Source organism: Enterobacter sp. B79-1 (assembly GCF_057444735.1).
Genome location: NZ_JBYAZJ010000008.1, coordinates 216,161 through 227,688, shown reverse-complemented (window position 1 = coordinate 227,688; position 11,528 = coordinate 216,161). Strand labels below are relative to the sequence as shown.

11 protein-coding genes and 1 rRNA gene are annotated in these 11,528 nt (G+C 53.9%); 4 read left to right on the top strand and 8 right to left on the bottom strand.

Annotated elements, in window-relative coordinates; all coding sequences use genetic code 11:
* Window positions 1-3: 3 nt before the first annotated feature.
* Both rrf and AC2T6E_RS19845 read left to right on the top strand, forming a co-directional pair.
* Window positions 4-119: ribosomal RNA gene (rrf, locus tag AC2T6E_RS19850) — 5S ribosomal RNA — on the top strand.
* A 211-nt stretch (window positions 120-330) separates the two neighbouring features.
* Window positions 331-1,626, top strand: a complete 1,296-nt coding sequence (locus AC2T6E_RS19845; protein WP_120157677.1) for an MFS transporter — start codon at window positions 331-333, stop codon at window positions 1,624-1,626.
* Here AC2T6E_RS19845 and AC2T6E_RS19840 read toward each other — a convergent pair.
* From AC2T6E_RS19840 to trxC, 6 genes are all read right to left on the bottom strand, one after another.
* The gene (locus tag AC2T6E_RS19840; protein WP_174340930.1) at window positions 1,623-1,946 is read right to left on the bottom strand and encodes a YfiM family lipoprotein; all 324 of its coding nucleotides are present in this window, start codon (window positions 1,944-1,946) and stop codon (window positions 1,623-1,625) included. The genes AC2T6E_RS19845 and AC2T6E_RS19840 overlap by 4 nt on opposite strands.
* A gap of 45 nt (window positions 1,947-1,991) precedes the next feature.
* Window positions 1,992-3,344, bottom strand: a complete 1,353-nt coding sequence (gene pssA / locus AC2T6E_RS19835; RefSeq protein WP_228864761.1) for a CDP-diacylglycerol--serine O-phosphatidyltransferase — start codon at window positions 3,342-3,344, stop codon at window positions 1,992-1,994.
* Entirely contained in the window at window positions 3,325-3,372 is a 48-nt protein-coding gene (locus AC2T6E_RS19830; protein ID WP_214594211.1) for a hypothetical protein, read from the bottom strand. The genes pssA and AC2T6E_RS19830 overlap by 20 nt, the downstream gene beginning before the upstream one ends.
* Before the next feature lie 84 nt (window positions 3,373-3,456).
* A complete protein-coding gene (locus tag AC2T6E_RS19825) occupies window positions 3,457-6,120 on the bottom strand; it encodes a bifunctional acetate--CoA ligase family protein/GNAT family N-acetyltransferase (protein WP_174340929.1) in 2,664 nt (887 codons plus the stop codon).
* A gap of 35 nt (window positions 6,121-6,155) precedes the next feature.
* Window positions 6,156-6,854, bottom strand: a complete 699-nt coding sequence (gene tapT, locus AC2T6E_RS19820; RefSeq protein ID WP_260662451.1) for a tRNA-uridine aminocarboxypropyltransferase — start codon at window positions 6,852-6,854, stop codon at window positions 6,156-6,158.
* A gap of 69 nt (window positions 6,855-6,923) precedes the next feature.
* Window positions 6,924-7,343 carry a thioredoxin TrxC gene (gene trxC, locus AC2T6E_RS19815; protein ID WP_089598419.1) on the bottom strand — a complete coding sequence of 140 codons (420 nt, stop codon included), beginning with the start codon at window positions 7,341-7,343 and terminating at the stop codon, window positions 6,924-6,926.
* Window positions 7,344-7,547: 204 nt separating this feature from the next.
* On the opposite strand from trxC, the gene AC2T6E_RS19810 reads away from it, so the two are divergent.
* The gene (locus AC2T6E_RS19810) at window positions 7,548-8,678 is read left to right on the top strand and encodes a tRNA/rRNA methyltransferase (RefSeq protein ID WP_089598418.1); all 1,131 of its coding nucleotides are present in this window, start codon (window positions 7,548-7,550) and stop codon (window positions 8,676-8,678) included.
* 39 nt (window positions 8,679-8,717) lie between these two features.
* Here the strand turns inward: AC2T6E_RS19810 and ung are convergent, their stop codons facing one another.
* Window positions 8,718-9,407, bottom strand: coding sequence for a uracil-DNA glycosylase (ung, locus tag AC2T6E_RS19805; RefSeq protein WP_089598417.1), 690 nt, complete (start codon window positions 9,405-9,407; stop codon window positions 8,718-8,720).
* 313 nt (window positions 9,408-9,720) lie between these two features.
* Between ung and grcA the strand changes: the two genes are divergently transcribed.
* The gene (gene grcA, locus AC2T6E_RS19800; RefSeq protein ID WP_008502190.1) at window positions 9,721-10,104 is read left to right on the top strand and encodes an autonomous glycyl radical cofactor GrcA; all 384 of its coding nucleotides are present in this window, start codon (window positions 9,721-9,723) and stop codon (window positions 10,102-10,104) included.
* A 54-nt stretch (window positions 10,105-10,158) separates the two neighbouring features.
* On the opposite strand, the gene srmB is transcribed toward grcA, so the two are convergent.
* A complete protein-coding gene (srmB, locus tag AC2T6E_RS19795) occupies window positions 10,159-11,487 on the bottom strand; it encodes an ATP-dependent RNA helicase SrmB (protein ID WP_214593652.1) in 1,329 nt (442 codons plus the stop codon).
* Between the last annotated feature and the right edge of the window lie 41 nt (window positions 11,488-11,528).

Sequence of the window (11,528 nt, the reverse complement as noted above, 5' to 3'; positions counted from 1 at the left end):
TTGCCTGGCGGCTTTAGCGCGGTGGTCCCACCTGACCCCATGCCGAACTCAGAAGTGAAACGCCGTAGCGCCGATGGTAGTGTGGGGTCTCCCCATGTGAGAGTAGGGAACTGCCAGGCATCAATCAGAAGAACCCCGTACCGAAAGGTGCGGGGTTTTTTGCTTTTGGATTTTCTCTTAATTAGCCTTTCTCCTAATCGCTTATCCTGCTAATGGAATGTGTGATCTCTGTCTCAATGTTGTTTATAACAAAATTATAACATTTCATTTACGAGGTAATTGAGTCTCCTGGCTCAATACGCCGCTGTTTATGGCTGGAGCATAATCACAATGACAGAAAGCATTGCATCAAACGGGACGCTGGCTAACAGTGATACCCGCAGAAGGGTATGGGCAATCGTCAGTGCCTCTTCAGGGAACCTTGTTGAATGGTTCGACTTTTACGTCTACTCATTCTGTTCACTCTATTTCGCACATATCTTCTTTCCTTCGGGAAACACCACGACGCAGTTGCTACAAACGGCAGGGGTATTCGCTGCAGGATTCTTAATGCGACCAATCGGTGGCTGGCTGTTCGGTCGCATTGCGGATCGTCGTGGTCGTAAGGCCTCCATGTTGATCTCGGTTTGTATGATGTGCTTTGGCTCGCTGGTGATCGCCTGTCTACCGGGATATGAATCGATTGGGACCTGGGCACCGGCGCTACTTTTACTGGCCCGCTTATTCCAGGGGCTATCTGTCGGCGGTGAATACGGTACCAGTGCGACCTACATGAGTGAGATTGCACTGGAAGGCCGTAAAGGTTTTTACGCCTCATTCCAGTACGTCACGCTAATTGGTGGTCAACTGTTGGCCATCCTTGTCGTGGTGATCCTGCAGCAGATTTTGACGGATGAGCAGCTTCACACCTGGGGATGGCGGATTCCTTTCGCCATGGGGGCAGTACTGGCTATCGTCGCACTTTGGCTGCGTCGTCAGTTAGATGAGACCTCTCAGAAGGAAGTCAGAACGCTGAAGGAGGCGGGAACATTCAAAGGGTTATGGCGTAACCGCAAGGCTTTCCTGATGGTGCTGGGCTTTACTGCGGGCGGCTCTCTCAGTTTTTACACTTTCACCACTTATATGCAGAAGTATCTGGTGAACACTACAGGTATGCATGCGAATGTCGCCAGCGTTGTCATGACGGTGGCTTTATTTGTTTTTATGCTCATACAACCGCTCATCGGAGCGCTCTCGGATAAGATGGGTCGACGTACGTCGATGCTCATTTTTGGCGGATTATCTGCATTATGTACCGTCCCCATTTTGACTGCGCTTCAGCATGTTTCCTCACCGTATGCGGCATTTGCGCTGGTGATGGTGGCAATGGTGATCGTTAGTTTCTATACCTCGATCAGCGGCATACTCAAGGCGGAAATGTTCCCGGCTCAGGTTCGTGCGCTGGGGGTTGGGCTTTCGTATGCAGTGGCGAATGCGATTTTTGGCGGGTCTGCGGAATACGTTGCCCTGTCGCTAAAATCATGGGGCAGTGAAACAACGTTTTTCTGGTATGTTACGGTGATGGGGGCTCTGGCTTTCATCGTGTCCCTGATGCTGCACCGCAAGGGTAAAGGTATTCGACTTTAATCATGCGCCAACTGCCACACGGCATAGCCGGTCGTTGCGCCGGCGACATCCCAGGCAAAATCTTTCCAGCTCCAGCCGCTCCCTGCGGGGCGGCTGTCCCAAAGCTCTTTTGATGCTCCAAGGCTTACTGAGAACATCAGGCCGATTGCCGCACTCCGATCTCTGCTGTATCCCTGATGTTGCGCATACTCATTACCGGCAGCGGACAACATGGCAGAAGCGATAAAGTGTTGGGCTTTATCCTGACCCGACCAGCTATCGTTAGCCATGTGGCTACATCCTGTCAGGCACAAGAGGGCGAATAAGAGAGGGATGCGCATTAACGAACTCCATAAAAAAGCCCTGCTAATGACAGGGCCTGAACATTACAGAATACGGCTGATGAGGCGGTCTATCCGGATCCGACGTAAACGACGAATAAGTTTACGGACCTTCACAGGATAATCGGCAATGCTCTGCAGATCGCGGTAATGGCGAACGACGGTGGTATGAGTACGAATCAATTCCAGCTCGCGCTCGCGTTTCGCGGCTAATTCGTGCTGCGGATCGTGGATCAAAATGGCATTTTCCAGATCCAGGCGCCAGGCGCGTGGGTTCAGGTTATTGCCTGTCAGCAGCATCCATTCATCGTCGACCCACATACCTTTAAGGTGATAGCTGTTGTCTTCATCTTTCCAGAGACGCACAACCAGTTGGTCGGTATTCACATAATACTGCAAACGGCTCAGGAATCGACGCAGGTTGATCTCATAGAGATAAGGTAACGCGCCGATAATCTTGAACGGCTGATCTTCCGGGATAAAGAAGTCGTTTGCCGTTTTATCCCCGACAATGATTTCCACTTTTTTACCATCACGCAGCAGCTGGATGATATTGCGAACCAGCACCGCGGGAAGGTTAAAGTACGGCGTGCAGATGGTCAGTTTCTGTTCCGCACACGGCATTAAATGGAAAATGGTCTTGTTCAGCAGGCTCGATTTGCCTAAACCAACGAGTGGCGTAACGGAAAGCTCTTCGTTATTGGCATCGCCCTGAAAATGATACACCGCATCGCGCAGCTCCTGACGGAAAGTGCGAACATCGTTTTTGATTTCGGGGCTTTTAGGTCGATGGGGATCGTCGAGACGGTTCACGCCACGGCCATGGACCAGGTGTCTGTCAACCCAGTTAAACATGATATCCGCCATCTGCGCATTGCGAATCAGATGGTAGCGGTCATATCGATATTTATCGAGCTGATGGAGGTAAACGTCATTCAGACTCGCGCCGCTGTAGAGGACGCTATCATCAATAATGAAGCCTTTGAAATGCAGAACGCCGAGTGCTTCACGGGTATTGACCGGTACGCCATAAACCGGCACATCGACGCCAGGGTTCTCCTGCGCCGTGCGGCAATACCAGTCAGCATTCGTGTTAGACGCCGCCGCACCAATGCGGCCGCGCTGTGCACGGTGCCAGTCAACCAGAACGCGAACATCCAGCTCCGGACGTTGACGCTTAGCTTCATAGAGCGCGTTCAGGATCGCGCGCCCGCCTTCATCTTGTTCAAGATACAGCGCCACAATACAAATACGTCGCGTAGCGCTGGCGATCTTTTCCAGGATCGTCTCCCGAAAATGAGCGGGAGCGTAAAAGAACTCTACATCATCAACTGACTGAGAAATCTTCGGTAGTTGAGCAAGGTGTTGTTGATGTTTATTACGCTTGAATTTTGACAACATCACAGTGCGTTTCTTCTCTGTTCATTGAAGGGTTGTCTGTAGCATGCAAACAACATAAGCGGACAATGATACCCCAGTGCTATCAAAAGTGGGTAACATTTCCAGTAGGTTACTCTTGTTTATCTGCTGATGTCAGGGGGAGGGACAAGGCCACAATCCCTTCGTCCAGCTGAACATCCACGTCAAAACCCAGTTTGCGCGCCAGAGTGACCATACCGCGATTGTTGGGCATAGTAATGCCATTCAGGCGGAGCAATCCGTGATCTCGCGTATAACTGATGAGTTTTTCCAGCAGCCGTCTCCCCAGGCCCAGGCCTTTCAAATCAGAGCGTACCAGCACGGCAAACTCCGCATCGATATTATCCGGATCCGAAATAGCACGCGTCACGCCAAGGATCTCATCACTCTGCCCGGAACGCCGTACGGCCACAAACGCCATTTCTCGATCGTAGTCGATCTGCGTCATATTGGCTAAATCATCATGAGTGAATTCATTGATCTCGCTAAAGTAGCGGTAGTAAAGATCTTCTTTGGTCACCTGAGAGATGAACGTGCGTAGCTGCGGCTCATCTTCCGGCAGAATAGGGCGGAAGAGTGCGCGTTCGCCGTTTTTCATCTCCACCCATTCTTCGAGGTGTAAAGGATAAGGGCGGATCGCCAGACGGCTCTCTCTGTCTCCTGTGAATGGCGCAATATCCAGCGTGACATCCAGCGCGATAAACTCATTGCCGGACGCGAGCAGCGGGTGAATATCCAACCGCTGAATCTCGGCACAATCCACAATCAGGTTAGAGACCTGCACCAGGAACTGGCTTAATCCGGCAATATCAAGCGGGCGCAGGGCGCTCCGGCCACGGATTTTTTTGCTCTTTATCGCCTGTATTATCAGATAGCGTGCCAGATTCATATTCAATGGCGGTAATGCCACCACCGCCTGCTCTTCAGGTCGCCAGTCAACGCCGCCTTCACCCAGCATAATCAGCGGCCCAAAGACCGGATCGTGCTCAACCACCACGCGTAGCTCCTGGGCGCCTGCTCGGTTAGCCATGCTTTGCACGAGAAGGCCGTGGATCCTGGCCTGCGGCCAGGCCATTTTGACGCGATCGAAAATGGCATCTGCAGCTTGCTGCACTTCCGCAGCCGTGCGTAAGTACAACATTACGCCCTGAATATCCGACTTATGTGGGATATCCGGAGAGCGAAGCTTCAGGGCAACCGGGTAGCCAATTTGCTCAGCAATATGGACGGCTTCCGCGCTGTCGCTGGCGATCCATGTCGGCAGCGTTTGCATGCCGTAACTGCCGAGAACGGGCTGTACCTCATGCGTGTCGAGCGAGGTCGCCCCCTCTTCGATAGCCTGCTGCAGCAGTCGGTGGACGTCGACGGCATTCGCAGTCAGGTTACCTGGTAAAGCCGGGGTTTCACGCAGTTGCTTTTGGTTACGACGGTATTCCACCATATGCATAAATGCGGTGATAGTGCCTTCTGGTGTGCGATACGTCGGCAACCCGGCTTCACTGAACAGCCGGCGTGCCTCCTGAGAGGAAAATTCACCGCACCAGTTGGTGAGCACGGTAACGTATTTGCCGCGCGGATGATTACGCACAGCGTCAATGAGCGTCCGCGCGCTTTCAGTACCAGGCGCAACCGCACTGGGCGAGTGGATGATCATGAGCGCGTCGAAATCCTGGCTGTCCAGCAAAATTGAAATGGCCTTTATATAGCGCTCGCTGCTGGCATCATCGCGTAAATCCAGCGGGTTTCCGGGTGCGACGCTGACGGGTAATGCCTCACGCAGGTGTTGAAGCGTCTCTTCGCCGAGCGTAGCCAGCTTGCCGTTGCGTAGCCAGAGCTCATCCAGTGCCAGCGCTGCAGGTGCCGCCCCATTGCTGACAATCATTAGCTTTTCGCCGCGTAACGGACGCATATGGCTCAGCGTCTCAACGGCGGAAAAAAGCTCGTGCGTATCCTGCACCCGAAGTAAACCGGCACGCTGGATCGCGGCATCCCACGCGGGATCCATACCTGAATGCGAATTCAGCAGACGCTGCGCCGCCGGGCTACGCCCACTTTTGATGACCAGGATCGGTTTATTGCGCGATGCGCTACGCGAAGCTGACACAAAACGACGGGCATCGCTTAAGTGCTCGAGGTAGAGAAGAATCGCGCTGGTTTTACTGTCTCTGGCCAGAAAATCCAGCAGTTCATCTACGTCGATATCGAGGCTATCACCCAGAGCGATGAAGTAGGAGAATCCCATCTCACGTTGCTGCGCCCAGTCGAGAATGGTGTTCGATACGGCTGCCGACTGCGAGATAAAGGCCAGTTTGCCTTTGCGGATAGGCACCGGGGAGAAGCTGGCGTTCAGTCCTTGCCATGGTGCGAGCAGTCCCAGACTGTTTGGCCCCAGAATACGCATCTGAAAGCGACCGGCACAAGCAAGGAGTTCTGGCTGCTGTTCAGGAGGTGAGGAGAGGATAATGCAGGTTTTGCACCCTTTTTGGCCAAGTGACTCCAGTAAGTCCAGATTCCGTTTCGCATGCGTACAGATGATGGCGAGGTCGGGAACGAAGGGCAGGCTCTGAATATCTGGCCACGCAAGCACGCCCTGAACGGCTTTATAAGCAGGGGTGACGGGCATAACAGGGCCATTAAATCCGCCAGCCAGCAGGTTACGCATCATCAGGTAACCCGCACGGTCCGGTTTCATGGAGGCACCAATAACGGCAATGGATTTAGGTCGTAGTAGCGCTTCTAACCCTCGCTGGCTCATGCAACTCTCCTGTGAATGCAAGCGGCCTGATGATTTTAAACGCTTTCTGCCTCGGCTGCTGTGACGCTGCCCTTATGAACGGTTTTTCCTGCCAGGTAACGCTCGCGGAAACAGGAAAAATGGCTGCCTAACGCGCTGGCGGCCAGGGTATCTCCGGCCAGATCCAGAAGCGCAATTGCCACTTCCGCCGTACAATATTGCCCGTCAGCATGGGCTTCACGCAGGCGATAGGCCGAGACGCGAGACAAATCGACCGAAATCACCGGTAAAGCATCCAGATAGGGGCTTTTGCGGAACATTTTTCGCGCTTCGGTCCAGGTGCCGTCCAGCATAATAAACAGCGGCGGTTTACCGGATGGCGGCGCAGAAAGAACCTGACGCTGTTCTCCCGCGTAGGACGCCGGGAAAACCACCATTGGCTGATAGTCGGGGTTTGTGACTAAATCGAGCAGTGCCTGAGGGGGGTCTGTACGAGACCATTGAAACGCGGCGGTATTCGGTAAAATATCGGCGATAAGACGCCCCGTATTGCTGGGCTTCATCGGCTCGGTATCGAACATGACGAGACAAAAACGGCTTTCCGCCGTACTCGGGGTAAGCGTCTCGCAGAGGCAAACCTTCAGCGGCAGCAGGCAGCGCTGACAGCGGCGGATACGGTTGCCGCGGGCAAGAAACGGGCGCGTGGCGCGCGCAAGGCGTTCGGCGCGTAATTGGAGAACAGCGTTATCAGTCATGGGCGAAATGCAGGAAAAACCCTATTTTCGCAGAGGCGAGAACGGGGCACAAGATGTGCCCCGCGATTGTTACAGCGACTCGTTTAACCAGCTTTCAAATGGTGCCTTCGGAACTGCGCCGTTGAGCATGTCGATCACTTCACCATTTTTGAAAATCATAATGGTCGGGATGCTGCGAATACGAAAACGTGCGCTCAGTTCGCGCTCGGCTTCGGTGTTCACCTTAACGAAACGCATTTTTCCACTACGCTCTTCGGCCACGTCTTCGAAGATCGGCGCAAAGCTGCGACAGGGGCCGCACCACGGTGCCCAGAAATCGACCACCACAGGAAGATCGTCCTTGAGGAGTTTGTCCAGCGTAGCACCCGTCGCGTTAATGACATCGCCATCAAATAATTCATGGCCACAACGTCCGCATTTCGCACCATCTTCCATCCGATCGTCCGGAATGCGATTAAGAGCCTGACAGTTGGCACATACGGTATTCATAACTAACCTCTGATAGAACCGTGGGACAGCGGCAGAACGCCGATAATGTTTCTAATATGTTACATATTATCAATGAGCCTGTTTGAAACAACAATGCGTTTTATTCAATGAGAACAATAGTCACAGGCTTTTGTACGAAATTATGGCTATGCGCTGGCACATCGGGTAATCTGCGCGCTTCGCGCAGCGCTGGTGGAGAAAAGCATGAACGACGAAATGAAAAACAAAAGCGGCAAGGTCAAAGTGATGTATGTCCGCAGTGATGATGACTCTGATAAACGCACCCAAAATCCGCGTACCGGAAAAGGGGGCGGGCGTCCGGCGTCTTCTCGTGCAGACGGTGGCCGTCGCCCCGCCCGCGATGACAAAAATACCCGCGGTGATGACCGCAAACGTGACGATCGCAAACGCGATGACCGTCCGCGTTCCGACCGCCCACGTAATGACCGTCCACGCGACGATCGTCCGCGTGATGACTTCTCACGCGATAACGCCTCACCGTGGCGCACCGTTTCTCGCGCTCCTGGCGATGAGACGCCAGAAAAAGCCGATCACGGCGGTATCAGCGGTAAGAGCTTTATCGACCCGGAAGTGCTGCGCCGTCAGCGTGCGGAAGAGACCCGCGTGTATGGCGAGAATGCCTGTCAGGCCCTGTTCCAGAGCCGTCCTGAGTGTATCGTCCGCGCCTGGTTTATCCAGAGCGTGACTCCGCGCTTCAAAGAAGCGCTGCGCTGGATGGCCGCGAACCGCAAAGCCTACCACGTTGTGGATGATGCCGAGCTGACCAAAGCGTCCGGTACCGAACACCACGGCGGCGTTTGCTTCCTGATCAAAAAACGTAACGGCACCACCGTGCAGCAGTGGGTCAGCCAGGCGGATGCCGATGACTGCGTGCTGGCGCTGGAAGATGTGGGGAACCCGCACAACCTGGGTGCGATGATGCGTAGCTGCGCGCACTTTGGCGTGAAAGGCGTACTGTTGCAGGATGCCGCGCTGCTGGAATCCGGTGCCGCGATCCGTACTGCGGAAGGCGGAGCAGAGCACGTACAGCCGATCACCGGCGACAGCGTTCTGGATGCCCTTGAGCAGTTCCGTAAAGCGGGCTATTCCATCGTGACCACCTCGAGCCATGCCGGTACGCCGCTGTTTAAAGCGACGTTGCCACGTAAGATGGTGTTGGTGTTAGGTCAGGAACGCGATGGTCTGTCTGATGCAGCGCTCTCCAGTGCGGATCTGAGCGTCTCTATTGACGGGACAGGCAATGTGGAAAGTCTGAACGTTTCCGTTGCAACCGGCGTGCTGCTGGCTGAATGGTGGCGTCAGAATAAGGCATAAGCCTCTTATGTGCCGGGCCTGACCCGGCACATTCAAATCCTACTCGCTCTCTGCCGGTAACACAGGCATCCAGTCAATTGGCGTTTCGCCACGTTTTTCCAGCCATTCATTCGCCAGAACAAAATGATTACTGCCAAAGAAACCGCGATGAGCAGACAGCGGTGACGGGTGCGGTGCTTTCAACACGTGATGACGCTGACGGTCAATAATCGCCCCTTTCTTCTGCGCGTGAGAACCCCAGAGTAAAAACACCACTCCTTCGCGATGCTCGTTGATCAGGCTGATGACTTTATCGGTAAAGGTCTCCCATCCAAGGCTGGCGTGCGAGTGCGCCTGGCCCGCGCGCACGGTCAGGACGGTATTCAATAGCAGCACACCTTGATGCGCCCAGCTTTCCAGGTAGCCGTGGTTTGGCCGGGTAAACCCGGGCACGGTTCCCTCAAGCTCTTTATACATGTTGAGCAGAGAAGGGGGGATAGCCACGCCCGGACGTACGGAAAACGCCAGCCCATGCGCTTGCCCTGGGCCGTGATAGGGATCCTGACCCAAAATAACCACTTTTACATCGCTCAGTTCGGTATAGCGAAAGGCGTTGAACACATCTTTCTGCGGCGGGTAAATTGTCTGTCCGGACTGGCGCTCAGCAGCAACGGTGCTGAGTGTATTGATAAAATAAGGCTGCTGTTTTTCTTCTGCCAGCACGTCATGCCAGGTTAAAGGTGTCGTCATCTCGCTCTCCTGCGAATCTCAATCTGTGACTAGCTTACCTGTTTAACCCCGGTGAGCAAAATTACACGCTGAAATGTGCGCTAAGTGGCTAAATTTATGTTGAAAAGATGCAGGGCAAGTTGAATTGGTAAGGCTGTGAAATTGATCTAAAACAATAAATTCAAACCACACTCTTTATGTGGTTGGTGTTTTTGTTGATTTAAATCAATAAATCACCGAGGTGTGAATGATATATATACACACAAGAAACAATGGTTTTACCAATTGGCCGCGAGAGGCCGACATCAGTTAATGTAGCCTAGGGAGGCAACACATGATTACAGGTATCCAGATTACTAAAGCTGCAAATGACGATCTGCTCAACTCTTTCTGGCTGCTGGACAGCGAGAAAAACGAAGCGCGCTGTGTCGTAGCGAAAGCGGGTTTTGCAGAAGACGAAATCGTGCCAGTGAGCAAACTGGGCGAAATCGAATACCGTGAAATCCCAATGGAAGTGAAACCAGAAGTGCGCGTTGAAGGTGGTCAGCACCTGAACGTTAACGTGCTGCGTCGCGAAACGCTGATGGACGCCGTTGAGCACCCTGAAAAATACCCACAGCTGACCATTCGTGTGTCTGGCTATGCGGTACGCTTCAACTCACTGACTCCAGAACAGCAGCGCGACGTTATTGCCCGTACCTTTACTGAAAGCCTGTAAGGGTTTCAGCCACGGGGGTGGAATAAAAAAGCCGGGAAATTTCCCGGCTTTTTTTTACTCTTCAGTTTTCGTTTCTGGCGCGGCAGCGCTTGGCTTGCGACGTTTACCAATATTTTTGGTGTCGCGGTGGCGTTGCTTAACGCGCGGCTTCTCTTTTTCTTTCTCTTTTCTCTCAGCACGTTTCGCGAGCGCTTTTTTGGACGGCTTGCCCGTCATTTTTTCGCTCGGCGCACGGGTGGTCGGGCGAAGCTCATCAATGACGCGCGCTTTCAGCGGCTCATCAACATAGCGGCCAATCTTCTGCAGCAGCAGGTAGTCATGTGCTTCAACCAGTGAAATCGCAATCCCTTTGCGGCCCGCGCGGCCGGTACGGCCAATACGGTGCAGATAGGTATCTCCGCTGCGCGGCATATCGAAGTTAATGACGTGGCTGACGTCCGGGATGTCGATCCCGCGTGCGGCAACGTCAGTCGCAACCAGCACGTTCACGCGGCCATCGGTCAGACGCTTGATGCCTTCGGTGCGCTTGATCTGCGCCATCTCGCCTTCAAGATAGCAGTTGTTGATCCCGGCGTTACGCAACATTTCAGCCAACTCGTGCACGCGCTCGCGCTTACGCACAAACACGATTGTGCGCAGAGCGTCTTCCTGCTTCAGCAGGTGTTTCAGCAATTCTACTTTGTGCTCGAGGTTGTCCGCGCGGTAGTACCACTGGTGGATCTTCTTACGCTCACGGGTGGACGGCGTCGCCGAGACTTCCACCGGATCTTCCAGCAGACGCTCTGCGAAGTCTTTGATCGCTTCCCCTTCGAGAGTGGCAGAGAACAGCATTGTCTGGTTACGCCAGCGCGTTTCACCCGCAATGTGTTCAATATCCTGCGCGAAGCCCATGTCCAGCATGCGGTCGGCTTCGTCGAGGATCAGCGTTTCAACCGCGCGGCAGTCGAAGTTCTCTTCTTTGATGTACTGCAGCAGGCGGCCGGTCGTCGCAACGACGATGTCCTGGTTTTCACTGAACACTTCGGCGTGGTTCATGTACGCAACGCCGCCGGTGATGGTGGCGATATCCAGATGAGTATTTGCCGCGAGTTCACGCGCGTGATCGGCAACCTGCATTGCCAGTTCGCGCGTAGGCGTCAGAATTAAAATACGCGGTGGGCCTGATTTTTTACGTGGGAAATCGAGCAGGTGCTGCAAGACAGGCAGCAAGTAGGCTGCTGTTTTCCCCGTGCCGGTTGGCGCAGAACCGAGCACATCGCGGCCCTCAAGCGCAGGCGGAATGGCCGCGGCCTGAATGGCGGTCGGGCGTGTAAAGCCTTTGCTCTCAAGTGCATTGAGCAGGCTTTCATCGAGTTCAAGTTCGGAAAAAGTCGTTACAGTCATGTTCTACCTCTGTGTGGGGCGCTGATTATAGACGTTACGGC